Raw genomic sequence first — 22,381 nt, 5'->3', positions numbered from 1 at the left:
CGATGGGGCGCTGACTGCTCAGCGCCCCAGGCGGTTACAGGTTGAAGAAATGCGCGCTGGCTGCCGCGCTGGTGATCGGTGCTCGATAGACCTCCGTGACCGTGCCATTGGCGTCGGTTACCCGTTGGCCGGCCGCATGACGTTGGGCGAGGGTCTTGAGGTGCCCAGCGGTGAAGTTGACCTCGGCGGTGTCCATTGCCGCATAGTGGAAATGGGCATACCACAACACGCTGCCAGCATGGCTGACACTGTATTCGTCGAGGAAGTCGGCGGGGCGCCCCTTTATCTTGGCCAGGCGCGTTCGCGTACCGACTTTTGCCACCTGCACCTCACCCTGCGCGAGTAGAAACTGGACTTCGGCCATGCGCGGTTTCTGCGTCAGGGCGGCGTTGACACGTAGGGTGCTCGCCTGGGTTTTCAGCTCATTGGCCAGGGTGCGCAGGTCCTTGACCGTCCCTTCTGCATCCAGTCCTCCGGCGGCCTCGTCAGTTTCGTTGTCATCGGTCAGACGCGCCTCGATGGCATCAATCTGGCCCTGCAAGCGGTCACGTTGATGGAGGATGGCCTCTTCGATCTCTACCGGCAGGTAGTTGGCGCTGGCTCGGCGCATGCTCTCCAATTCGGCGCGAGCCTTGCTCATGAGGGGCGCGCTGTCTTTGAGCAAACGTTTCAGGCTACGCTGGCTTGGCGTGACCTGGGCCGTGGCAGGCTTGACCTCGACCCAGTTGCCTTGCTTGAGTCGATAGGTACGGGCGCGGGTCTTGTTGTCCGGCCCAGGCACGTCGACAGTGGTGGCGTCCTCCGCCCGAGGGTTGCCCAGCAACACATCGCCTTCGATGGTTTCGATCAGCCCGGGTACCTTCTTGCGCAGTTGGCCCAAGGTGCTAATTGGCGGGTAGTCCGGGAGTTCGGCGAGGTCGCTGGCAATATCGGAGAGCACGCCGTCAAGCTGAGCGTGCAGCACCTGGATCGTCTGCAACGCCGCGTCGTCGTGAATCTCCTCGGTAAGGTTGCCCAGTTGTCGTTTGGCGGCTTCCAGGTGCCCCTTGATGCTGAGCAACAGTCGGGCGCTGACTTCCTCGTCGGCTTGCGGCAGGGCATAGAGTTTGGCGCGCTGGGCGATACCCAGTTCGAGATTGTCCCACAGGCGATCCAGCCAGTAAGGACCTTCCCCATCCAGGCCATGCACCAGACTCAGGCGGTTGACCAGGCTCTCAAGGCGCAGGAAGCGCAGGATCAGCCCTTTCTCCGCGCTCGCAGGGACGCTGCTGGCCTGGTTCAGCCAGCGGGTGATGTCGGCAAAGCGCGGGCTCGCGAGTTTGCGCAACTCGCTTACACACTTTCGCAAGGCGTCATTGTTCTCGATCATTCGCTCGATCAAGGGTTCCAGGTGGTCCAGGCGCGTCCTGGCGATTTGCACGTCGGCCGCGGTGAGCGCTTGGCCTTGTTTTTGTTCTTTGGCAATTTCCAGTAGTTGGGCGCGTTGTGGTTGGTAGCGTTTGTGCAGGATCTTGTGCAGCACCCGTTCACAGAAGCTGATCTGTTGCAGGGCATAGGCGTGGACAGTGTTGAAATCCTTGACCGGCTTCAACCCATTGCGGGTGACCAGATGTTCCAGGTGGCCTTGCCAGAAACGCGACAGAACGCTGATCTTGTCCTGGCACGAGGCCAGGCGGCTGTCGTCGAGGGGCATGTTGGCCAGGCCTTCGATCGCGGTCATCTCGCGGGTCTTGTCGGCGAAGGTCGCCTTTTCGGCCTGAATCACATTGTTGATCTCGAACACGGCGCCCAGCGCTTCGAGTTGCCGTTGCACGACTCGCTCCTTCAGGGGCATGCCGCCCTTGAGGCCCAACCTGAGATCGAGTTGCCAATGGCCAAGCTCGTTGCGCTGCAGCAGCGGGCCCTGCGCGTGGTCCTTGCCGACGATACGTGTCTGCTGCAACGTGGCATCCTCCGTGACTTCGTAGGCGTGTCCGTCGAGGGCCACATAGAACTTGGTGCCCTGCAGGTACAGTCCTTGGAAGCGGCCGGACGGTATCGGAGTACCCAGGGATGCGACTGGCACACTCGCTTGCAGTTGATCCAGTTCCTGGCGTAGTGCCGGGCCGAGCGTACGGTTGGGGCGAGACCAGGAGAAGTCCAGGGTCCAGTCTGGCGTGGTGCTCACCTCCGGGGCAGGTATGGCGACCAGCGCAGGCGACGGCGGCTCGACTGCTGGCGCTGGCACGAGGGGCTGTTCCAGCCTGAGTTGGAACAGCGAGCGGGAGAACAGCAGCACGGCGATGTTGGTCAGCAAGTCGACCATGGCCAGGCGATGCTCGGTAGGGCTGTTCTCGCTGTCGGTCGCCACGAACTGGGCAAGGGCAATTTCCATCTGAGCCAGCCAGGCCACTTTGCCCAGCGAGCTTCCAGCCAGGGGCAGCAAGGTGTTGAACAGCAGCCAGCCCAGTTCCTTCCAGCTGTTCCAGCGGGTTTGCGCGGTGCTGGCCGAATGGGCCTCGAAACGGCTGATGGACTCATTCACGCAGGCCAGGTAGAGCGCTTGGGCCAGCTCGTCCACGGCGGGCTCGACGGCGATGCTCACCGCTGCCGGGGTGCCGAACGGCACGGCACTGGTGTCCTCGAGCGGGACGAACAGGTGGGGTTCAAGGAATCCGCCATGATCGTAGAAGCGCCGGTCCTCCGCCGGCAGGCGTTGCAACAGGTCGTCCTGGAGTGGCCCGGGGGTGCTGATGGCGACGAACAAGGCCAGGCGATCCTCGAAATAGAGCAGCGCGTCCTCGTGCAAGGGGCGATACAACAGGCAGGCCTCTGCGTTGGGGGCTGAACGTTCGATCAGCCAGGTGTTGCGAGGGTGGTCGACCGCCGAGCCGGGAGACTTGATGAAGCCCAGCCTGCGCATGACCCATTCGGGGTCCTTGGCAGTGGGGGTGGGTGAAAAGAGCTGGCTGACATGCTCGGCCATCTTGCTGTCGGGAATCTTGCCTTGCAGGTGCAGCTCCATGACCAGTGCCGGTAGTTGCACCTCAAGCTGCGCCTTCAAGAGCTGTTCGCGTTGTTGGCGCTGCTCGGCATTGTCCAGCAGTTCGCGCCGCAGCAGGGCCGGGTAGGTCGTTGCGACATCGAGTTCGCTGACCAGCGTGCGCAAGTAGTGCTCGGTCATCCAGCTGGGCAACGGCTGCGCGGTGGTCGATGACAGCGTCACCCGTCCCGGCCTGAGCAATCCCAAATTGCCGATGGCCAACTGAGCCAAGGTGAAGACGACAGGGTGCTCTTCACCACTGGTCACCAGGCTGCCTTGCGAGGCGGCCGCCGTCGCGGTGACCTGATGATTGATCACCTGCACCTGCTCGGGGTTGCAGGTTGCTCCAGGGTGATCGGTCGCCATGCGTTGCGCCAGTTGCTGGTTGGCGAAGGCTTCGGCAGTGGGCACGCCGTCCAGCCAGAATCGTCCCTGGGCATCCTGGTAGCGTTGAGCGACTTCGATCAGCAGTTGGCTGTAGTGCATCAGCGGGCGGCTTGGGGCGTGCTGCAACCAATTCGGTAGGTGGGTCGAAAGGGATTGGCGCTGAGCAGCTTCGGCTTCGTTGCACAGATCGATCATGGATGTGAAACGGTCGAGGTCACGATTCAGCCAGAGGGCCTCAAACTTGCCATGGTAATGCTGTGCGAGGGTGTCGATGACGCGCAGTTGCTGATTGAGCAGGCCCAACGCCTGCTCCTCGAAGACGTCGGACACCGCGGGTGTAATGGTGATTCGCAGGGTGGTGTCCGGGGTGGTCTCGGCGTGGAAACGGGCAATGAAGTCAAGCAATACCTGGCGGCTCTCGAAGCCATACAATCGGCCGGCCAGGGTGAAGACCAAGGTCAGATCACGTGCCGGGTCGCCATCGGCATGTTCGATCAGCACCGCGCTGGCCAGGTCCACATCAAGGTTGCTGTTGCTCGCGTAGTCGACCTGCAGATTCGATACGACAAGCCCCTGGGCATTGGACCAGTCACGGCGCTGGCTCGCGGCTGGATAACCTTGCACCAGCGTGGCGGTCGCCAGGGCATAGCCTGACAGGCTTGCGGCCTTCTTGTGCACTTCGATGGCGCTCTGCAGTTGCTTACGCAAATAGCGGGCAAACCATTGCCAAGGAGTTTGGCCTGCACTGTCGAACAAGCTCCAGTAAGCCACCAGTTGTTGTTGGTGGACGGAGATCAGCAAAGGCCCGGCATCGTTGATCAGCATTTCGACTTCGTGCAGGTCAATGTCCACTGTGCCGGCCTGACCGCTGCTCTGGTGCGGCAGGAGGGTGTCCGAACCTTCCGTCAGGTTCAGCGTCCGGCCCAGGCAATAGCGTTCGACCAGTACCTGGGCCAAGGGGCGCACGAAGGTCTTTTCGGTCCGTGTGTCGTGGCTGCTCAGGTACAGGTTCAGTGGGTCGTGTTGACGGCCGAGATGGCGTTGCGACCATTGCTCGAGCAGCATGTATTCGGCGGTTTGCCGTAAGGTCGGGCGATTTTGGAAACGCTTGGCGACCTTGCAGTCGAGGCGGCTGAACTGAGCCAGGTGTTGCAGCAGGTTGTCGTTCATGGCATTGGCCTGTGAGTGGAGGACCCCCATCAAGCCCGGTCTTGCCCGGTGTTGTGCGCTACCCGACTACTACCCAGGCGGAGCTGGAGATACCGCCGAGCAGGAGGCCGTTCAGTCGAGGTGATTATTGTTGCGGCATATTGCTCATAGGCGCCTACCCACCGCATGCCACCAGGCCAATAGGGCACCAGCGGGCGGATTCCTGGCCATTTCGGTCAAATCCCCCGTCATTTCTGTTGCCCGCTGCCGCTTGGCACCTTAGACTGCCGCCCCCTGTAAAAGAGTGCCGGTTGGCGCTTGAAGAATTCCGCCGCCGACGCAGCAGCGCCGGTGGCACCCGAATCGCCCATATGCACATTTTTTCATAGAGAAATCGATGACCAAGGAACAGTTGCTGGCCATGTCGGCCGATGACTACATGAACGCCGAACAGCTCGCATTCTTCACCGCGCTGCTGCAAGCGATGAAAGTAGAAACCCACGAGCGCATCGAACTCAGCCGCACCTCCATCGAAAGCCTGGACAGCCCATCGGATCCGGCTGATGTAGCGTCGGTCGAGGAAGAGCGTACCTGGCTGGTCAATGCCATCGACCGCGACCAGCGCCTGCTGCCGCAGCTGGAGATGGCTCTAGACCGCATCACCGACGAAAGCTTCGGCTGGTGTGACGACAGTGGTGAGCCGATCGGCCTGAAGCGCTTGCTGATCAGCCCGACCACCAAGTACTGCATCGAAGCCCAGGAGCGCCACGAACAGCTCGACCGCCACCAGCGGCAGATCTGATCCAGCGTCCCGCGCAAGGCCCCACGGAGCGATCCCTGGGGCCTTTGTGTTTTTTGTCTTGCATCAAGCGTGAGCGCCTTGCGCCCGAGGGAGCATGGCTAATGGCGTTATAGTGGCGTTTAATGGCGACACAATAACGACATACGGATGGACCACGAAGATGATGCGAGAAGGATCTCTGCCGGCGGTTGACACTGTGCCCGTGCTGCCTACACGAAAGGTAGCCGGCGTCGCCCTGCTACAGGGTGTGGCGCTGTGCGCGGTGCTGGCGGCCATGGCCTATGCGGGGCTGGCCTTGTACCTGGCCGTGCCGCTGGCCTTGCTGGTGCTGTGGTTGCCCCACGGGCGACGCCCGGCGCCTGCGCCGATGAGCGCACCGACCGAACAGGAAGGCGAGCTGCTCCAGGAACTGGCGCGTGGTACCAGCCACAACGCGCTGGCGGCTGCCGCGGTGGCCCATTCGGTACAGCAACTGGCCGCCCGGGTACAGTCACAGCTGGGTGCCGCCCAGGATATCGTCGGCAGCGCCGAGATCATGATCACCACCGAAACGGCCACGGCCCAGCTCAGCCAGCAAGCCCTGGATGCCGCGCGCTCGGCCCATGGCAGCAGCGTGGCGGGCAGCGCGGTACTCGCCGAGTCGATCCAGCGCATGCGTGACCTGAGCGAGCGAGCCAGCGCCAGCCGCGCATTGATCGAAGCGCTGCACCAACGCAGCGAAGATATCGCCCGGGTTACCCTGGTGATCCAGGCCATCGCCAGCCAGACCAACCTGCTGGCGCTCAACGCGGCCATCGAGGCGGCGCGCGCCGGGGAGCATGGCCGTGGTTTCGCCGTGGTTGCCGACGAGGTGCGCGGCCTGGCAGGGCGCACCGCCAGCGCCACGGAGGAGGTGGGGCAGATGGTGGCCGACATCCAGGCGCGCACCGCCCAGGTGGTAGCGCAGATCCGCGACCTGGCCGACGACCTGGGGCTGGGTGTCGAGCAAGTCGAGCAGGCCGGTGGGCAACTGGCGCAGATCGCCCGCCTGGCCGCCAGTGTTGAAGGGCAGGTGGGCGAGATTGCCGAAGGCACGCAGACCAACCAGGCCCAGCTCGACACCTTGTTCCAGGCCGTGGCCCAGGTGCGTAGCGACCTGGAGGTCAGCGACCAGCAGACCCGGCGCCTGACCAAGGCCGCCGTGCAGATGGAGGGGCAGGTCGAAAGCCTGAGCGAGCGTCTGGCCGAAGTGGGGCTCGATGCCTATCACCAGCGGGTCTTCGAGTTGGCCCAGGCCGGTGCGCGGCAGATCGGCGAGCGTTTCGCAGCCGATGTCGAGCAGGGACGGATTGGCCTGGATGATCTGTTCGACCGCCAGTACCGGCCGATTCCCGGCATGCAACCGCCACGCTTCAGCACCGGTTTCGACCACTACACCGATACGGTGTTGCCGCAGATTCAGGAGCCGTTGCTGCAGCATGAAGGGCTGGTGTATGCCATCGCCTGTACCCAGCAAGGCTACGTGCCCACCCACAACAGCACCTTCAACCAGCCGCTGACCGGTGACCCGCAGCATGACACCGCGCACAACCGCAGCAAGCGCATCTTCGACGATCGCACCGGCATTCGTTGCGGCAATCACCAGCAGCGGGTATTGCTGCAGACCTACACGCGAGATACCGGCGAACTGATGCATGACCTGTCGGTGCCGATTTTCGTTCGAGGGCGCCACTGGGGTGGTCTGCGCCTGGGCTATCGTCCCGAACCCGGGCTGGACTGAGCGTCGTTTGTTGCCATAACTGCAACACAGCTGTACCTGTCGGCGCTGTTCTCTGCGAGCGACAAGCCGTATCATACGCACATCGTTAGGCTGCTAATTAAATTCCGGAGGGAATTATGAATGGCAAAGTCGATGTGGCGGTGATGATTGGCACCGGGGTACCGCAGTCGTTGCAGGCCCTGGGCAAGCGGGTGTGCTGGGTGGTGCTGGTTGACGGCGAGCGCCGCGGCACCGCGTTTGCCAGCCGCAACGAGGCCCTGGAGTGCCAGGCGGCCTGGCTGGCACAGCTGGCCAGGTGTCACGCCGCCTGAATGGCTCAGCGCTCGAGGTGACGGGCCAGCTCGCAGGCGTCTTCGTGACGTTGGCGAAACCCTCGAATCCGCCCGGTGGTACGCTCGGCGATATGGTAGAAGGCAATGCCGGCAGGAATGACGATATAGCGAGGGATTCCACGGCACGAATTGTTGCGTGCCTCTCGACGGATTTCAGTGTTTTCGTGCATATTCCTTCCCCTGTAATGCGCGACTGAAGCACAGTGACTCTTTCTGACGAAAGCGCTGGCGCTGTTTGTCGCATCCTTTCTGGCCTTTTTACTGTCAGACTTTACGTTTCCCATTACGGAACCATGCCGAAGCTTACTTCGCGCCGCCTTGCGGTGGCTGGGTGAATCCTTTCCCGGTTGCTCGCAGGTCCTGTCGCGTGGATGCTGGGTGACCATGGTTTCATGGCCCGCCGGGCCTGTTTAGAAATGGCTGCCACCTGACGCGCGAGGCGTTTGTGGCGTGGCCGGTTGCAATCGATGTGAGGAGCCTTTCATTGGCAGTCAGTACGCTGGATACCCATGCCTTGTTCGCCTTGGGCGACTTGCGCGCCCAATTGGTGAAGTTGTTCCATGGACGCTTCATCTATGTCACCGAGCAAAACCCTGAAGGCCTGTACATGGCCGAGATCGATACCGACAGCGCGATGGTGGTCGACGACAAGCAACGCCTGGAGTTGAAGGTGGGCGACCATTTTCGCGCCGCCGTGCTGCCCAGCCGCGAAGGCGGCAAGCTGGAGCTGCGCTTTCGCGAGATCAAGCTGAATGTCTATGGCCAGGGCGACTATGCCTTCGTCTCGGTGCCTGAGGGCGACGGTATCGTGTTCCGCGACGGTCATGGGGTGATGCTGGTATTTGCCGCGCAGCAGCAGGTCCAGGAGGGCTTGGGCAAGCTGCTCAAGGCAGTGACCGGCAAGGTGGCCAAGTGGCGCAAGGGCGAGCTGACCACCTTCAAGGCCAGCGAGTGAGCGAGACGCGGGCGGACTTTCACCGCCGGCACCTGGCCCAGGCGACCCAGGAAGCCGAGCGCTTGCTGGCGCGACGTGCCGAGCTGCAAGGTGGTTGGTTGAATTGGGTGGCTGCCGAGCTGTACCAGCTCAAGCCGGCGCCCTATGTGGCGATGGTGCGGCGCGAGCTGCAGCGCTTGAGCCAGATGTGAGGTTCAGGCCTGTCGGCGAATGGCCGCATGGCGGCCGCCGTCGGGGGTAGGGCGGCTCAGTTGCCGCGGTCCCTGCCACTGCTGATTTCCTCGGGCACCGCTTCGCCCGAGGTGCGCTTGCGAAACAGCGCGGCCCTGGCCAGCAGCAGCGTGGTCACCGGCACGGTAATCGACAGCAGGACCGGGATCAACCACGCATGCAGCACCGGGCTCTGCTTGAGCACCGAGAAGTACAGGATCGAGGCCAGCGCCACGCACCAGGCGCCGATGGTCGAGGCCAGCGCCGGCGGATGCATGCGCTGGAAGAAGTCCTTCAGGCGAATCAGCCCGATGGCGCCGACCAGGGCGAACAGACTGCCCAGCAGCAACAGGGCAGACACCAGCAGTTCCAGCCAGAACGGCAGTTCGACGGTTTCACTCATTCGATCACCTCGCCACGCAAGAGGAACTTGGCCAGGGCGAACGAGCCGACAAAGCCGAACAGGGCGATCAGCAATGCGCCCTCGAAATAGGTGTCGCTGGCATAGCGAATGCCCAGTACCAGCATCATCAACATACCCAGGATGTACAGGTAGTCCAGCGCCAGCACGCGGTCCTGGGCGGACGGGCCGCGGAACAGCCGGATCAGCGCCAGGCCCATGGCCAGGGCGAAGATGAACAGGCTGGCAAGCACGGCATTGGCAAGCAGGCCGCTCATTCGAAGATCTCCATCAACGGGCGCTCATAGGTGTGCTTGAAGTGTGCGATAAACGCCGCCTCGTCCTCCAGGTCGAACACGTGCAGCAGCAAGGCGCTGCGGTCCAGCGCCAGTTCCGACCAGACCGTGCCGGGCACCACCGTGGTGATCATCGACAAGGCGGCCAGGCCGTGGGCGTCGCGTAGCGCCAGCGGGATCTGCACGAACGCCGAACGCGGTGGCGTGCTGCCCGCGCGCAGAACGCCACGGGCCACCTGCAGGTTGGAGAGGATCACATCGGTGCCTACCCGGCCGATCAGCCGGGCGATTGTCAGCGGGCGACGCACATGGGCGTGCTGTGGGCGCAGCGGGGCCATCAGGATTGGCGCCAGCACACCTAGCGCGCCACCCAGCAGCAGGTTGCCCGGGCTGACCGATAGGTTCAGCAGCAACCACAGGGCGAACAATGCCACTGACAGCAATGGGGCGGGGAACAGGCGATTCATGGCGTCACCTCGGTGTCGACGGTGGTTGGGCCTGGCAGCGGCCGGGTCGCCATCACCGCCTCGATGTAGCGGTCGGGCGCCTGCAGGTTGGCCGCAGTGTCCTGGGTATAGCGCAGCAGCGGCTCGGCCTTGAGGCTGAGGAAAATGCACAGGCCGAGGAGGATGACGATAGGCAGGCATTCGTAGCGACGCAGTACCGGCGATGGGCGTTCCTCGGGCTTCCAGAAACGCTGGATGCCGACTCGGCCAAAGGCGATCAGCGAGGCCATGCCCGAGAGGATCAGCAGGCTGACCAGGGTCCAGCCCGCCGCGCCCAGCGGTTGCTCGGGGCTGACGCCCAGGCCCTGCGGATTGAACAGCGCGCTGATCAGGTTGAGCTTGCCGATGAAGCCCGACAGCGGCGGCATGCCAATGATCAGCAGGGCGCAGGCGATGAAGCTCAGCCCGAGGAAGGCCATGGTCCAGGGAATGATCTGGCCGATCACCACCTTTTGCTCGTCGTCGAGGTTGATGCCCTTGGGCGGATGTAGCGACTCGAGCGGCGAGGGCATCACATCCTCTTCCTCATCCAGTGGCGCCTCGTTGGCCGAGCGCGAGCGCTCGACCAGCTCGGCCAGCAGGAACAGGGCACACAACGCCAGGGTGGAACTGGCCAGGTAGAACAGCGCGGCGCCGGTGAGCACCGACTGGCCGAAACCGATAGCGGCCATCAGGGTGCCGGCCGAGACCAGGATGCTCAGGGCCGCCAGGCGCTCCAGACGCTGGGCGGCAAGGATCGAGGCCGCAGCCACGGCCAGTGTCGCCAGGCCGCCGTACACCAGCCAGTCACCGCCGAATTGCGCCGAGGCCCCGGCCTGGCCGGAGAACAGCAGGCTCCACAGGCGCAGCACGGCGTACAGGCCGACCTTGGTCATGATCGCGAACAGCGCGGCCACCGGCGCGCTGGCCGACGAATAGGCCGGCACCAGCCAGAAATTCAGGGGCCAGATGCCAGCCTTGGCCAGGAAGGCGATGGCCAGGATGGCTGCGCCGGCGTGCAGCAGGCCGCGATCGGCTTCCGGCACCAGCGGTACCTTCAATGCCAGGTCGGCCATGTTCAGCGTGCCGGTCACGCCATAGAGCATGGCCGCGCCGACCAGGAACAGTGACGAGGCGAACAGGTTGATGGCGATGTAGTGCAGGCCGGCCTTGACCCGGGCGCGGCCCGAGCCATGCAGCAGCAGGCCGTAGGAAGCCGCCAGCAGCACTTCGAAGAACACGAACAGGTTGAACAGGTCGGCGGTGAGGAAGGCGCCGTACAGGCCCATCAGCTGGATCTGGAACAGCGCGTGGAAGCTGGCCCCGGCACCATCCCAGCGGGCGCGGGCGAACAGCAGGGCGCTGCTGCCGACGATACCGGTCAGCACCAGCAACAGTGCCGAGAGATGGTCGACCACCAGCACGATACCGAACGGCGCCGGCCAGTTACCCGGCAGGTAGACGCCGATGGACTCGGCCTGCCCTTGCGTGCGTACCCACATCAGCAGAGTGATGGCGATGCCCAGGCCGGTGAAGGTCGACAGCAGGTTCAGCCGTGCCTTGAGCCAGCGGTGCTTTTCGCCGATCAGCAGCATCAGCGCCGCGGTAAGCAACGGCAGCAGGATCGGCGCAATCATCAGTTGGCTCATCCCGCTCATTCCTCACGCTCCCGGCCATCCACGTGGTCGGTGCCGGTCAGGCCGCGCGAAGCCAGCAGTACCACCAGGAACAACGCGGTCATGGCAAAGCTGATGACGATGGCGGTCAGTACCAGTGCCTGGGGCAATGGGTCGGTGTAGTGCAGCAGGTCCTGGGGCACGCCGTCCTTGATGATCGGCTCTCGGCCGATGAACAGGCTGCCCATGCTGAAGATGAACAGGTTGACACCATAGGACAGCAGGCACAGGCCCATGATCACCTGGTAGGTACGCGGGCGCAGCACCAGCCACACCCCTGAGGCGGCCAGCACGCCGATGGCGACTGCAATGACTTCTTCCATCAGGCGGCTCCTGCTTGGCTGGATTTGGCGGGATTGCCCGGGCGGTAGGCGCGCACCGACTGGTGGGCCAGCGCGGTGAGGATCAGCAGGGTCGAGCCGACCACCACGGTGTACACACCGATGTCGAAGAACAGCGCGCTGGCCACATGCACGTCACCCAGCAGTGGCAGGTGCAGGTGGGCGGTGTGGGTGGTCAGGAACGGGTAGCCGAGCAGCATCGCCCCGGCTCCAGTGAGGGTTGCGCAGAGCAGGCCGGTGCCCATCCAGCGCAATGGGCGCAGGCTCATCTGTGCCTCGACCCATTGGGTGCCGGCGACCATGTACTGAAGGATGAATGCAACCGACATCACCAGGCCGGCGACAAAACCACCCCCCGGCTGGTTGTGGCCGCGCATGAACAGGTACATCGACACCAGCAGGGCGATTGGCAGTAGCAGGCGCACCAGGACGGCCGGCACCATCATGAAGCCCAGCGCGGTATCGGTGGCGTGGCGTGGGTTGACCAGGTCGGTGACCACGTCAGGGGCCAGCAGCCGCTGCTGCGCTGGCAACTGCATGCTCTCCTTGGGCGGACGGAAACGGCGCAGCAGGGCGAACACGGTCAGCGCCACGGCCACCAGCACGGTGATCTCGCCGAGGGTGTCGAAGCCGCGGAAGTCCACCAGCATCACGTTCACCACGTTGGTGCCACCACCTTGCGGCAGGGCGCGGCTGAGGTAGAACGAGGAAATGTCATTGGGCGTGGGGCGGGTGAGCATGGCGTAGGACAGCAGCGCCATGCCGCCGCCCACCAGTACCGCCAGCACCAGGTCGCGCAGGCGGCGCAGGCGAGCGCGGTCCTGGCTGCCGGGCAGCGGCGAGACGCCTTCGATACGCCGTGGCAGCCAGCGCAGGCCGAGCAGGATCAGCACGGTGGTCACCACTTCGACGGCCAGCTGAGTGAGGGCCAGATCGGGGGCGGAGAACCAGACGAAGGTGATGCAGGTCATCAGTCCGCACACACCGACCATGATCAAGGCCGCCAGGCGGTGGTACTTGGCCTGGTAGGCGGCGCCGATGGCGCAGGCAATGGCGATCAGCCAGAGCGCGACGAACACCCCGGAGCCCGGAATTTTGGGTCGGTCACCCCAGCTCAGGCCGCTGTACAGCAGTGGTACCAGGCCCGCGATGAAGGCGGCCAGCACCAACATGAACAGCTGGGTCTGCAGGCGGCGGGTGGTCAGTTGCCGTTCGAGGTGGCGAGCCAGCAGCATCAGGCGGACCAGGCCATGTTCGAACAGACGCTTGCCGTTGAAGCGTTCGATCAGTGGCGGATAGGGGAAACGGCCGCGTTGCAGCTGCTTGCGCAGCAACAGGTAGAGAACGATGCCGCCGCTCATGGCGATCAGGCTCATGATCAGCGGTGCGTTCCAGCCATGCCAGATGGCCAGGCTGTACTCGGGCAAGGTGCCGCCCACCACCGGCAGTGCGGCGGCGGCCAGCAGCGGGCCGACCGACTGCGCGGGGAAGATGCCGACCACCAGGCAGGTGAGCACCAGCAGCTCGACCGGTGCGCGCATCCAGCGCGGTGGCTCGTGGGGCGTGTGCGGCAGGTCCTGGGCGGGCGGGCCGAAGAACACGTCGACAGTGAAGCGCAACGCATAGGCCACACTGAAGGTCCCGGCCAGGGTGGCGATTACCGGCAGGGCCGCCTCGACCCAGGCGGTGGAGGTGATGAAGACGGTCTCGGCGAAGAACATTTCCTTGGACAGGAAACCGTTCATCAGCGGCACGCCGGCCATCGAGGCACTGGCGACCATGGCCAGGGTCGCGGTGAACGGTACCAGCCGGAACAGGCCGCTGAGGCGGCGGATGTCACGGGTGCCGCTTTCGTGGTCGATGATCCCCGCAGCCATGAACAGCGAGGCTTTGAAGGTTGCGTGGTTGAGAATGTGGAACACCGCCGCCACGGCCGCCAGCGGGCTGTTCAGGCCCAGCAGCAGGGTGATCAGGCCCAGGTGGCTGATGGTCGAGTAGGCCAGTAGGCCCTTGAGGTCGTTCTGGAACATCGCCGCGAAGGCGCCCAGCAGCAGGGTCGCGGCGCCGGCGCCGCCGACGATCCAGAACCACTCCTCACTGCCCGAGAGCACCGGCCACAGGCGCGCGAGCAGGAACACCCCGGCCTTGACCATGGTCGCCGAGTGCAGATAAGCCGAAACGGGAGTGGGCGCCGCCATGGCATGGGGCAGCCAGAACTGGAAGGGAAATTGCGCGCTCTTGCTCAACGCGCCGAGCAGGATCAGGGGCAGCAGCACCGGGTACAACGCATGTTGGCGGATGGTGTCGCCGGCAGCCAGGACCTTGTCCAGGTCGTAGCTGCCGACCACATGGCCGAGCAGCAAGGCCCCGACCAGCAGGCACAAGCCGCCAGCCCCCGTGACCATCAGCGCCATGTAGGCACCGCGGCGGGCGTCGGCGCGGTGGTGCCAGTAGCCGATCAGCAGGAACGAGAACAGGCTGGTCAGCTCCCAGAAGAACACCAGCTGGATCAGGTTGCCGGAGATCACCAGACCGAGCATGGCGCCCATGAACGCCAGGAAGAACGCGAAGAAGCGCGGCACCGGGTCCTGGGGCGACATGTAGTAGCGGGCATATAGCGACACCAGGGTGCCGATGCCCAGCACCAGCAGGCTGAACAGCCAGGCGAAGCCGTCCATGCGCAGCACCAGGTTCATGCCCAGGCTGGGCAGCCACAGCAGTTCTTCGCGGATGACCCCGCCATCGGCGACCTGCGGGTAGAGCAACGCTACCTGGACGGTGCCGACCAAGGCCACGAGCCCGGCGAGAATGGACTCGGCGTTGCGTGCGTTGTGCGGCAGGACAGCCGCCAGGCAACTGCCCACGAAGGGCAGAAGCAATAGCACAATCAATGACATAGCGTTCTGTTCTGGAGAGGTTTGGCAAGGATCATACGTGCCGGGTGGTTGATCACCAACACGCAAGCGGTTGCAGGATCCTACAAATGTGCTGCGACAAGCTGTTTTTTTATAACAGTTTTTTACAGAGCATAGCGGGTGATTGCAGGATCGTGGGGCCGCGGCACGGCCCTCTTGGTTGTACGGAGTTACTTACAACTCCGCTTCACGCTGGCGCCCCTCATCGTCCTGCAACGCGTCGGCCTCGTCCTGGCGTCGAATCTTCAGCTCGCTGACCACCACCGCCAGCACGATCAGCGCTCCGCCGATCAGCGCCACGCCCGGCAAACGCTCGCCGGCAAGACGCCCGACGATGCCGGCCCACACTGGTTCTCCTGCATAGATCAGCGTGGCCCGGGTCGGCGAAACCGACTTCTGCGCCCAGTTCATCGCCACCTGGATCACCGCGCTCATCGCCCCCAGGCCAACGGCGCTGATCAGCAACAACCAGGAAAAGTCGGGAATGCGCTCCTGGGTCGGCACGGTCATCAGGAACGCCAGCGCCGAAGCGGTGGCCAGTTGCACCACGGTGACCCGGCGCACATCGACCTTGCCGGCGTAGCGGCTGATGAGGATGATTTCGCCGGCGATCGCCACCGCGCTGATCAGGGTCACCACTTCGCCCTCGCTGAAATGCAACGAGCCGCCCTCGGGGCCGGCCAGCAGCATCAGACCGACGAACGCCAGGCCAATGCCGATGCTGGGCATCAGCCCTGGGCGGCGTCCCAGCACCAGCCATTGCAGGATCGGCACGAAGGGTACATAGAGTGCCGTGATGAACGCCGACTGGCTGCTGCTGATGGTCTGCAGGCCCATGGTCTGCAGGCCGTAGCCGAGCATGATCGACACGCCGATCAGTAGTCCGGCCTTGAGTTCGGTAAAGGTCAGGCCTGGCAGCGCGCGGGCCGACACCAACCCGACGAACAAGGCCGCGGCGGCGAAGCGCAGGCCGACGAAGAACATCGGCCCGCTGACGGTCATGACGTTGTGCACGATCAGGAAGGTGCCGCCCCAGAGCATGGTGATGAATACCAGCACCCATTCGGCCTTGCTCAGGCGAAAGCTGACGGCAGGTTGGTTGGGGGTGGGCTGGCTCATGGTCTTGCACGCTCGGAAGGGGCGGCGCACAATTCGCCGCAAAGTGGGCAGTATACTGCGCAATCTCTATCAGTGAGCAATATAGTGCACAAAGATTCCGAACACCGAGCCTCGGTTCTCCAGCATGTCAGCCAGAACGTGCGTCGTTTGCGTGGTGATGCCGGCCTGAGCCAGACCGCCCTGGCCGAGCGCTCGGGGGTCAGCCGACGGATGCTGGTGGCCATTGAGGCGGGCGAAAAGAATGTCAGCCTCACCACGCTCGACCTGATTGCCGAGGCACTGGGCGTGGCTTTCAGTACCTTGATACAGGCACCTGATCGGCGTGACCTCAGCCGCATCGACGAGTTGGCCTGGGCCGGTGAGCACCCTGGCAGTCGGGCCGTGCTGCTGGGCAGCAGTCCGGCCCGACGCGAGGTGGAGTTGTGGGAGTGGACCCTGGCGCCGGGCGAGTGTTACGCCAGCGAAGCCGATGCCGCCGGTTGGAGCGAGCAGATCTATGTGGCCGAGGGCTGTCTGACCTTGATCATCGAGAATGGCGAGCGGCAGTTGGGCCAGGGCGAGTTTTTCGTTTTTCCCAGCGATTGTCGCTACGCCTATCGCAACGACGGCGAGGTGGCCGTGCGCTTTGTGCGCAATGTGGTGATCTGAGCGCCCGCGTGCCCTGATCACCAAGCGCGTCTCAAGCCTGGCTGGGCGGGTGTGGGCCTGGGCCTTTGTCGGCCAGGCGATCTTGGTGATTGCGCAGCGGGCATTCCTTGAGCGACATGCAGCCACAGCCGATGCAACCATCGAGCTGGTCGCGCAACATGATCATTTCGTCGATGCGCCGGGTCAGGTCGTCGCGCCACTGCGCCGAAAGGCGCTGCCAATCTCCGGCCGTGGGGGTGTGGTCGCAGGGTAGGGTATCGAGGGCCTTGGCGATATCGCCGAGGGGAATGCCCAGGCGCTGGGCCATCTTGATCACCGCCACCCGACGCAGTACCGCCCGCGAGTAGCGGCGCTGGTTGCCGGCGTTGCGAGTGCTGTGGATCAGTCCCTTGGTTTCGTAGAAGTGCAGGGCAGTTACCGCCACGCCGCTACGAGCCGCCAGTTGACCAACACTGAGCAAGCGGTCCTGGGGGGCGGGTGATTGCATGGTTAGAAAATCCTTGACCTTGAGTTAACTGGAGGTTTTACCCTCCTCGACCATCTGCTGCAACTGTCCGAAACGAGGAGATCCGCGATGGCGGCCAACACCCATTCCCTGTGGTTCACCCAGATGATCGAGTACAACGTGCCACCGCTGCGCCAGGAGGCGCTGGCCGAGGCCTTGGTCAGTCGTAGCGAGCAATTGGCGCAGCGCTGCGCCGGCCTGCTGAATGTCAGCATCCAGGTCAGCGACGATGGCCAGCGGGTGTTGCAGCACCTGCAGTGGCAGTCGCGGGAGGCTTGGTCGGCGGCGGCGGGGTGTTTCGTCGAGGAACCGTTCCTTGACCTGCTGTGTCAACACCAGGCCCGTGGGGTGAACTTCTCCGCTTATCAAACCCTGCGTAGCCTGGTGCGCGGGGCCGATGGTGGCCTGCATTGCCAGGTAGGTGCTTCTCAGGCGTACCAGGGGGCGTAGTGCGGGTAGCGGTCGAGGCGGGCGCCGATGACCATTTCGCTGATCCAGGCGGTGAGGATCGCACTGTAGGCCTTCTGGCTCTGTTCGCTCGACAGCGCATGGTCGGCGCCATCGACCCTGCGATGGGTCATCGAGTGGGCGCTGACGAACGCCGAACGATAGCTCATCAATGTGCTATGGGGCACGTAGTCGTCCTGCTCCGACTCCACCAGCAGCACGTCGCCGCCGAACTCGGCGCAGGCGGCCAGGGCGCGGTTATCGGCCGGGCTCAGGCTGCGCAGGCGATAGGCACTTAGCCGCTGGCGGTCGAGGCCCTGCTTGGGGGCATTCCATTCGTCGTCCCAATACAGCGCCGGTACCCGCAGGGCTAGCCACTTCACGGATCGGCGACTGCTCAGCAGCGTTGCCAGGTAACCGCCGTAGCTGCTGCCGATCACGGCGATGGCGCCAGGGTCGACCGAGGGGTGACCGGCGAGGCGGTCGTAGGCTACCAGTACGTCGTCGAGGTTCTGCTCGCGGGTGACGGTCAGGCGCTGACTTGCGGTTTTCTCGTGGCCGCGCAGGTCGAAGGTCATGCATACGCAGCCCAGTCCGGTGATCTGCCGGGCGCGGGCGAGGTCGCGTTGCTGGCTGCCGCCCCAGCCGTGGACAAAGAGAATTCCCGGCATGCGGCTGCCGGGGCTGACCAGGGTGCCGGCAATGGTTTCGCCTTGCACTTGCAGTTCGATGCTTTCACTCTCTGCGGTCATGGTCGCGGATCCGTGCGTATTTGCTGAGTTGTCCGAGTTCACAGTCATCCCCCTGGTAGAAAAGCGTGGCGTCGGCTGGTAGCGTGCAGGCGCCGAACACCTCGTGGGTGGAGGCGCGCAATGCTTGCAACGCCGGGTTGGCGGCAAATGCCAGCAAGGCCAGTACTTCAGCACTGCTGGCGCCGCCTATGCGCCAGGATTGCTCCAGCACCCCGCTGCGCAGATGCCCGCGGCTGTCCAGGCCGCGAGCGACGTCATAGTTGCGCCGTGAGGCGATAAAACCCGGGAAGTAGCGCTCGGCGGCCTGCTCGTAGCGCATGGCCTGATTGATGGCCAGGCGTACCGGGTCCTCCAGCGGCAGCTGCAACAGTTGCAGATAGTCACCGCGTACGAACACCAGATCCGAGCCACCATAGACGTCGTTGCCATCGTGGTCGCGGGTGAGTTGTTGGGTACCGTGGTAGCTCAAGGTCAGTCCGGCAACGCGTGCCTGGCCGACGCTGAAGGTCTCGACAGCGCTCAGGTCCTCCTCCAGGACCAGCCCCCACAGGCCCAGGGCCTGCTCATCCATTGCTGCAAGTATTGGCTCCAGGGCCTGGAGGTCGCTGATCACCTGTTGGCCGCGACCGGCGCAGGCACGCACCGGCTTGATGCGTACCTTGCCCTCGCGCAACAGCAGGGCGACGGCACGTCGCGCATCTTCCCTGGCAAACACCGTGTAGCCACGCAGCAGGGCGTCGCTGGCATGTTGCGCGAAAGCGTCAGTCCAGCCTGGTGGGCAGGCTGCACCTGCAGGCAACGGATGGGAGATGGCCTTGGTCGCCATGAACGGTTGGCTGACCAGGCCGCCGAACAGATCGTCTTCGGTTTCGATGCCCCTCGGCTGGTAGCGGGTTGGATCGATCAGCGTCTGGGTAGGGACATAGTAGATAGCCTCGCGGGGCTGCGAGGACGGCGGCGGCTCCTGTCGCTCGATGCCCAGCAACTGCGCCAGGCAGTCGGCAAGCTTGAGATGCACCGCATGTTCGTGGTCTGGAGTGTGCTCGCGGTTGTCGAGCAGCACGACGGCAGCTTTCGGCTCGCGGGTGTGGTGCATGTCTGGCCTCGCGTGCTCACGGTAGGTAAAGGCTGTGAGGGGCAGGTCGACGGTTGGTTCAGTGCCAGTGATCGACGGTCGACAAGGCACATGGGGCAATGCATGCCTTGTTACGGTCGTGGAGATTGCGGGCGCTGACCGGCTGCTCCATTATCGACGGCCTGGATCAGTCGAGATGTGTTCGCAGGAGTGCGCATGAACAGTCAGTCCCCCCTTCAGCAAAGCGTGCCGGCCCGTTTGGCCCGTGTGCGCGAAGTCATGGCCAGTGAGGGCGTGGATGCCCTGCTGGTGCCGTCGGCCGACCCGCATCTGTCCGAGTACCTGCCCGGGTATTGGCAGGGGCGGCAGTGGTTGTCCGGATTCCACGGCTCGGTCGGTACCCTGGTGGTGACCCGGGATTTCGCCGGGGTCTGGGCGGACAGCCGCTACTGGGAACAGGCGCAAAAAGAGCTGGCTGGTAGCGGTATAGAGCTCATGAAGCTGCGCCCAGGGCATCCCAGTGCATTGGAGTGGCTTGGCGAGCAGGGCGGCACCGTTGCCGTGGATGGGGCGGTGATGGCACTGGCCTCGGCGCGACAGTTGCGCGAGCGTCTGCAAGCCCGCAGTGGACGGTTGCGCACCGATCTGGATGTGCTGGCCAAGGTCTGGAGTGATCGCCCAGCATTGCCAGCGAACCCGGTGTATCAGCACCTTGCGCCCCATGCCACGGTCAACCGTGCGGAAAAACTCGTCGAGTTGCGTAATACCTTGCGCGACAAGGGGGCCGACTGGCATTTCCTCGCCACACTCGACGATATCGCCTGGCTGTTCAATCTGCGGGGCAGTGACGTTTCCTATAATCCGGTATTCGTCGCCTTTGCCCTGGTCAGCCAGGACAAAGCCATGCTGTTTGTCGGCGCGAGCAAGGTGGACGAACATCTGCGTCGCGTGCTGGCGGCGGATGGCATCGAGGTGCGCGACTACCGCGATATCGACGCGGCGCTGAAGGCGATCGCCCCGGGCGCCAGCCTGTTGGTGGATCCGGCACGCGTCACCCAGGGGTTGCTGGATAATCTCGTTGCCCAGGTGCGTCTGATCGAGGGCATCAACCCGACCACCTTGAGCAAGTCGCGCAAGGGAGAAGGTGACCTGGCCCATATCCGCCAAGCCATGGAGCAGGACGGCGCGGCGCTGTGCGAATTCTTCGCCTGGTTTGAAGCGCACCAGGGGCAGGAACGGATCACCGAGCTGACCATCGACGAGCAATTGAGCGCGGCCCGGGCCCGTCGTCCTGGTTATGTGTCGTTGAGCTTCTCGACCATTGCCGCGTACAACGCCAATGGCGCGATGCCACATTACCGAGCCACGGACGAGTCCCATGCCGTGATCGAGGGTAATGGCCTGTTGCTGATCGACTCTGGCGGCCAGTACCTGGGGGGTACTACGGACATCACCCGCATGGTGCCGATCGGCGAGCCGAGCCAGGCACAGAAGGCCGACTGTTCGCGGGTGCTCAAGGGCATGATTGCCTTGTCGCGTGCGCGCTTCCCGCGGGGCATTCTTTCGCCATTGCTGGACGCCATCGCGCGGGCGCCGATCTGGGCGGACCAGGTCGATTACGGTCATGGCACCGGTCATGGTGTCGGCTACTTCATGAATGTGCATGAAGGCCCGCAAGTGATTGCCTACCAGGCTGCGCCGGCGCCGCAGACGGCGATGCTGCCGGGCATGATCAGTTCGATCGAGCCGGGGACCTACCGGCCGGGCGAATGGGGCGTGCGTATCGAAAACCTGGTGGTCAACCGCGAGGCAGGCAGTAGCGAGTTCGGTGAGTTCCTTGAGTTCGAGACACTGACCCTGTGCCCGATCGATACACGCTGTTTGCTGGTGGAGACGCTCGGCAGCGACGATATCGCCTGGCTCAATCGCTACCACCAGACGGTGCGCGAGCGGCTTTCCCCGCTGTTGGGCGGGGATGCCCTGGCATGGCTGGAGCGGCGTACTGCACCGATCTGAAACAGCAAGGGCAGCCATCGGCTGCCCTTGTTCTTTTACTTGCAGATCACGATCATGCTGCGGCTGGTATAGCCGGCGGGGTTGATGCCGAAGACGTAGTCCCCAGGTTCTTCATCGGTGTCTCCCGAGCGGGCGATGACCTTGTAGCCTTTGCTGCTGCAGGAGCTGGCCGCCTTGCTGTAGCACTTGTCCCACGACGAGGAGAGCCCCGAGCAGTTGATATGCAGGCCCTTCTTCCCCCGCTTCACCTCGGTGCTGGCTGTTGCGGCGCATCCAGCCATGGCCAGAATGGCCAGGATGAGCAAAATACGTTTCATTCCTGTCCTTATGCGGCCCGACTGCATGACGGGCCCGTTGTCAGCGCTTGGTGTCTTCCCTGATGTTCCCTGGCTTCCCTTGGTCGCCTAAGTAGATAGCGGCATGATTGTGATTTTGTGACAGCTTAATCAGCCGGGAAGAGAGGTACAAGGATGAATAACCATTCAAATGAAAATATTTCTCAATTCAATCCGCTGCCACAGGTGGAGTTCCCTCGCGTTTCATGGACAGCGTGGCCCCCACTGATGCGCTAATGATGGCGAGGATTGCCAGCCATTGCCAGAGTGTGAGCTGTTCTCCGAGGAACAGCAGCCCTGACAACGCGCCGAAGGCGGGCTCGATGCTCATCAGGGTACCGAAGGTGCGGGCAGGCATGCGGGTCAGGGCGACCATCTCCAGGCTGTAGGGCAGGGCGGTAGAAAGGATCGCCACGCCCAGCGCTACGGGTAGCAGGGAGGGTGTCAGCAAGGTGCTGCCGGCATGGACAATGCCGATGGGAGCGACGAACAACGCAGCGATTACCACGCCCAAGGCTGCGGTCTGGATACCGTTTTCGGCGCCAGCGCGCTGCCCATATAGAATGTACAGCGCCCAGCACACGCCGGCCCCCAGGGCATAGCCAGCTCCCAGCGGGTCGATATTGGCGCCGGTCTGGCCAACCGGTATCAACAGCAGCAGGCCGATGACGGCCAGAGTGATCCAGACGAAGTCCAGCGCTCGTCGTGATGCCAGCAATGCAACGGTAAGCGGGCCGGTGAACTCCAGGGCGACA

General features: G+C 63.9%; 22 protein-coding genes (1 of these 22 only partly in view). 8 read left to right on the top strand and 14 right to left on the bottom strand.

Annotated elements, in window-relative coordinates; translation table 11 throughout:
- Positions 1 to 34 precede the first annotated feature (34 nt).
- Positions 35 to 4,579, bottom strand: a complete 4,545-nt coding sequence (locus HU772_RS15965) for a DUF6543 domain-containing protein (protein ID WP_186660473.1) — start codon at positions 4,577 to 4,579, stop codon at positions 35 to 37.
- A gap of 376 nt (positions 4,580 to 4,955) precedes the next feature.
- Here HU772_RS15965 and HU772_RS15960 point away from each other — a divergent pair, with 376 nt between their 5' ends.
- The 3 genes from HU772_RS15960 (at position 4,956) to HU772_RS15950 (ending at position 7,430) form a co-directional block, all read left to right on the top strand.
- Positions 4,956 to 5,360 (top strand): TraR/DksA family transcriptional regulator, encoded by a 405-nt coding sequence (locus HU772_RS15960; RefSeq protein ID WP_186660472.1) that lies wholly within the window; start codon positions 4,956 to 4,958, stop codon positions 5,358 to 5,360.
- Between the two features lie 94 nt (positions 5,361 to 5,454).
- Positions 5,455 to 7,119: a methyl-accepting chemotaxis protein gene (locus tag HU772_RS15955; RefSeq protein WP_437182402.1), complete on the top strand. Its 1,665-nt coding sequence runs from the start codon at positions 5,455 to 5,457 to the stop codon at positions 7,117 to 7,119.
- Positions 7,120 to 7,235: 116 nt separating this feature from the next.
- Positions 7,236 to 7,430 carry a hypothetical protein gene (locus HU772_RS15950; RefSeq protein ID WP_186660468.1) on the top strand — a complete coding sequence of 65 codons (195 nt, stop codon included), beginning with the start codon at positions 7,236 to 7,238 and terminating at the stop codon, positions 7,428 to 7,430.
- Between the two features lie 5 nt (positions 7,431 to 7,435).
- On the opposite strand, the gene HU772_RS15945 is transcribed toward HU772_RS15950, so the two are convergent.
- The gene (locus HU772_RS15945) at positions 7,436 to 7,621 is read right to left on the bottom strand and encodes a hypothetical protein (RefSeq protein WP_186660565.1); all 186 of its coding nucleotides are present in this window, start codon (positions 7,619 to 7,621) and stop codon (positions 7,436 to 7,438) included.
- Positions 7,622 to 7,935: 314 nt separating this feature from the next.
- Here HU772_RS15945 and HU772_RS15940 point away from each other — a divergent pair, with 314 nt between their 5' ends.
- Both HU772_RS15940 and HU772_RS15935 read left to right on the top strand, forming a co-directional pair.
- Positions 7,936 to 8,406, top strand: coding sequence for a hypothetical protein (locus tag HU772_RS15940; RefSeq protein WP_186660467.1), 471 nt, complete (start codon positions 7,936 to 7,938; stop codon positions 8,404 to 8,406).
- Positions 8,403 to 8,597 carry a hypothetical protein gene (locus HU772_RS15935; RefSeq protein WP_186660466.1) on the top strand — a complete coding sequence of 65 codons (195 nt, stop codon included), beginning with the start codon at positions 8,403 to 8,405 and terminating at the stop codon, positions 8,595 to 8,597. The genes HU772_RS15940 and HU772_RS15935 overlap by 4 nt, the downstream gene beginning before the upstream one ends.
- A 56-nt stretch (positions 8,598 to 8,653) precedes the next feature.
- Here the strand turns inward: HU772_RS15935 and HU772_RS15930 are convergent, their stop codons facing one another.
- From HU772_RS15930 to HU772_RS15900, 7 genes are all read right to left on the bottom strand, one after another.
- Complete coding sequence (locus HU772_RS15930; RefSeq protein ID WP_186660464.1) at positions 8,654 to 9,019, bottom strand: Na+/H+ antiporter subunit G; 366 nt, start codon at positions 9,017 to 9,019, stop codon at positions 8,654 to 8,656.
- Positions 9,016 to 9,294, bottom strand: a complete 279-nt coding sequence (locus HU772_RS15925; protein WP_186660462.1) for a K+/H+ antiporter subunit F — start codon at positions 9,292 to 9,294, stop codon at positions 9,016 to 9,018. The genes HU772_RS15930 and HU772_RS15925 overlap by 4 nt, the downstream gene beginning before the upstream one ends.
- Positions 9,291 to 9,779 (bottom strand): Na+/H+ antiporter subunit E, encoded by a 489-nt coding sequence (locus HU772_RS15920; RefSeq protein WP_186660460.1) that lies wholly within the window; start codon positions 9,777 to 9,779, stop codon positions 9,291 to 9,293. The genes HU772_RS15925 and HU772_RS15920 overlap by 4 nt, the downstream gene beginning before the upstream one ends.
- Complete coding sequence (locus HU772_RS15915) at positions 9,776 to 11,455, bottom strand: monovalent cation/H+ antiporter subunit D (protein WP_186660458.1); 1,680 nt, start codon at positions 11,453 to 11,455, stop codon at positions 9,776 to 9,778. The genes HU772_RS15920 and HU772_RS15915 overlap by 4 nt, the downstream gene beginning before the upstream one ends.
- The gene (locus tag HU772_RS15910; protein ID WP_134692628.1) at positions 11,452 to 11,796 is read right to left on the bottom strand and encodes a Na+/H+ antiporter subunit C; all 345 of its coding nucleotides are present in this window, start codon (positions 11,794 to 11,796) and stop codon (positions 11,452 to 11,454) included. Before HU772_RS15910 ends, HU772_RS15915 begins: the two co-directional genes overlap by 4 nt.
- Complete coding sequence (locus tag HU772_RS15905) at positions 11,796 to 14,711, bottom strand: monovalent cation/H+ antiporter subunit A (protein WP_186660456.1); 2,916 nt, start codon at positions 14,709 to 14,711, stop codon at positions 11,796 to 11,798. The genes HU772_RS15910 and HU772_RS15905 overlap by 1 nt, the downstream gene beginning before the upstream one ends.
- 192 nt (positions 14,712 to 14,903) lie before the next feature.
- Positions 14,904 to 15,848: a DMT family transporter gene (locus HU772_RS15900; protein ID WP_186660454.1), complete on the bottom strand. Its 945-nt coding sequence runs from the start codon at positions 15,846 to 15,848 to the stop codon at positions 14,904 to 14,906.
- 84 nt (positions 15,849 to 15,932) lie between these two features.
- On the opposite strand from HU772_RS15900, the gene HU772_RS15895 reads away from it, so the two are divergent.
- Positions 15,933 to 16,496, top strand: coding sequence for a helix-turn-helix domain-containing protein (locus tag HU772_RS15895; RefSeq protein ID WP_186660452.1), 564 nt, complete (start codon positions 15,933 to 15,935; stop codon positions 16,494 to 16,496).
- Positions 16,497 to 16,527: 31 nt separating this feature from the next.
- Here the strand turns inward: HU772_RS15895 and soxR are convergent, their stop codons facing one another.
- Positions 16,528 to 16,983, bottom strand: a complete 456-nt coding sequence (soxR, locus tag HU772_RS15890; protein WP_186660450.1) for a redox-sensitive transcriptional activator SoxR — start codon at positions 16,981 to 16,983, stop codon at positions 16,528 to 16,530.
- An 87-nt stretch (positions 16,984 to 17,070) separates the two neighbouring features.
- On the opposite strand from soxR, the gene HU772_RS15885 reads away from it, so the two are divergent.
- Positions 17,071 to 17,451 (top strand): antibiotic biosynthesis monooxygenase, encoded by a 381-nt coding sequence (locus HU772_RS15885; RefSeq protein ID WP_186660448.1) that lies wholly within the window; start codon positions 17,071 to 17,073, stop codon positions 17,449 to 17,451.
- Here HU772_RS15885 and HU772_RS15880 read toward each other — a convergent pair.
- Complete coding sequence (locus HU772_RS15880; protein ID WP_186660446.1) at positions 17,430 to 18,200, bottom strand: alpha/beta hydrolase family protein; 771 nt, start codon at positions 18,198 to 18,200, stop codon at positions 17,430 to 17,432. The two genes, HU772_RS15885 and HU772_RS15880, sit on opposite strands and share 22 nt — an antisense overlap.
- On the bottom strand, positions 18,184 to 19,296 hold the full coding sequence (locus HU772_RS15875; protein WP_186660444.1) for a DUF3182 family protein: 1,113 nt from the start codon (positions 19,294 to 19,296) through the stop codon (positions 18,184 to 18,186). The genes HU772_RS15880 and HU772_RS15875 overlap by 17 nt, the downstream gene beginning before the upstream one ends.
- Positions 19,297 to 19,491: 195 nt before the next feature.
- On the opposite strand from HU772_RS15875, the gene HU772_RS15870 reads away from it, so the two are divergent.
- Positions 19,492 to 21,291 carry an aminopeptidase P family protein gene (locus HU772_RS15870; RefSeq protein ID WP_186660442.1) on the top strand — a complete coding sequence of 600 codons (1,800 nt, stop codon included), beginning with the start codon at positions 19,492 to 19,494 and terminating at the stop codon, positions 21,289 to 21,291.
- Positions 21,292 to 21,326: 35 nt separating this feature from the next.
- Here HU772_RS15870 and HU772_RS15865 read toward each other — a convergent pair whose 3' ends face one another.
- The gene (locus HU772_RS15865) at positions 21,327 to 21,608 is read right to left on the bottom strand and encodes a hypothetical protein (RefSeq protein ID WP_186660440.1); all 282 of its coding nucleotides are present in this window, start codon (positions 21,606 to 21,608) and stop codon (positions 21,327 to 21,329) included.
- A 187-nt stretch (positions 21,609 to 21,795) separates the two neighbouring features.
- Positions 21,796 to 22,381 carry the 3' portion of a threonine/homoserine exporter RhtA gene (gene rhtA / locus HU772_RS15860; RefSeq protein WP_186660438.1) on the bottom strand. Its footprint extends 302 nt past the window's final position, so only the last 586 of its 888 coding nucleotides appear in the window; the start codon falls outside the window, past its right edge; it ends in the stop codon at positions 21,796 to 21,798.

Origin of the sequence: Pseudomonas xantholysinigenes (genome assembly GCF_014268885.2) — a bacterium.
Classification (GTDB): Bacteria; Pseudomonadota; Gammaproteobacteria; order Pseudomonadales; family Pseudomonadaceae; genus Aquipseudomonas; species Aquipseudomonas xantholysinigenes.
This window is presented reverse-complemented; position numbering and strand designations above follow the sequence as displayed.

Excerpts from the sequence above, each read along its gene's own strand:
- HU772_RS15965 (WP_186660473.1), bottom strand. The coding sequence starts at position 4,579 with ATGAACGACAACCTGCTGCAACACCTGGCTCAGTTCAGCCGCCTCGAC.
- HU772_RS15960 (WP_186660472.1), top strand. The coding sequence starts at position 4,956 with ATGACCAAGGAACAGTTGCTGGCCATGTCGGCCGATGACTACATGAAC.
- HU772_RS15955 (WP_437182402.1), top strand. The coding sequence starts at position 5,455 with ATGGCTAATGGCGTTATAGTGGCGTTTAATGGCGACACAATAACGACA.
- HU772_RS15950 (WP_186660468.1), top strand. The coding sequence starts at position 7,236 with ATGAATGGCAAAGTCGATGTGGCGGTGATGATTGGCACCGGGGTACCG.
- HU772_RS15945 (WP_186660565.1), bottom strand. The coding sequence starts at position 7,621 with ATGCACGAAAACACTGAAATCCGTCGAGAGGCACGCAACAATTCGTGC.
- HU772_RS15930 (WP_186660464.1), bottom strand. The coding sequence starts at position 9,019 with ATGAGTGAAACCGTCGAACTGCCGTTCTGGCTGGAACTGCTGGTGTCT.
- HU772_RS15925 (WP_186660462.1), bottom strand. The coding sequence starts at position 9,294 with ATGAGCGGCCTGCTTGCCAATGCCGTGCTTGCCAGCCTGTTCATCTTC.
- HU772_RS15920 (WP_186660460.1), bottom strand. The coding sequence starts at position 9,779 with ATGAATCGCCTGTTCCCCGCCCCATTGCTGTCAGTGGCATTGTTCGCC.
- HU772_RS15915 (WP_186660458.1), bottom strand. The coding sequence starts at position 11,455 with ATGAGCGGGATGAGCCAACTGATGATTGCGCCGATCCTGCTGCCGTTG.
- HU772_RS15910 (WP_134692628.1), bottom strand. The coding sequence starts at position 11,796 with ATGGAAGAAGTCATTGCAGTCGCCATCGGCGTGCTGGCCGCCTCAGGG.
- HU772_RS15905 (WP_186660456.1), bottom strand. The coding sequence starts at position 14,711 with ATGTCATTGATTGTGCTATTGCTTCTGCCCTTCGTGGGCAGTTGCCTG.
- HU772_RS15900 (WP_186660454.1), bottom strand. The coding sequence starts at position 15,848 with ATGAGCCAGCCCACCCCCAACCAACCTGCCGTCAGCTTTCGCCTGAGC.
- soxR (WP_186660450.1), bottom strand. The coding sequence starts at position 16,983 with ATGCAATCACCCGCCCCCCAGGACCGCTTGCTCAGTGTTGGTCAACTG.
- HU772_RS15885 (WP_186660448.1), top strand. The coding sequence starts at position 17,071 with ATGGCGGCCAACACCCATTCCCTGTGGTTCACCCAGATGATCGAGTAC.
- HU772_RS15880 (WP_186660446.1), bottom strand. The coding sequence starts at position 18,200 with ATGACCGCAGAGAGTGAAAGCATCGAACTGCAAGTGCAAGGCGAAACC.
- HU772_RS15875 (WP_186660444.1), bottom strand. The coding sequence starts at position 19,296 with ATGCACCACACCCGCGAGCCGAAAGCTGCCGTCGTGCTGCTCGACAAC.
- HU772_RS15870 (WP_186660442.1), top strand. The coding sequence starts at position 19,492 with ATGAACAGTCAGTCCCCCCTTCAGCAAAGCGTGCCGGCCCGTTTGGCC.
- HU772_RS15865 (WP_186660440.1), bottom strand. The coding sequence starts at position 21,608 with ATGAAACGTATTTTGCTCATCCTGGCCATTCTGGCCATGGCTGGATGC.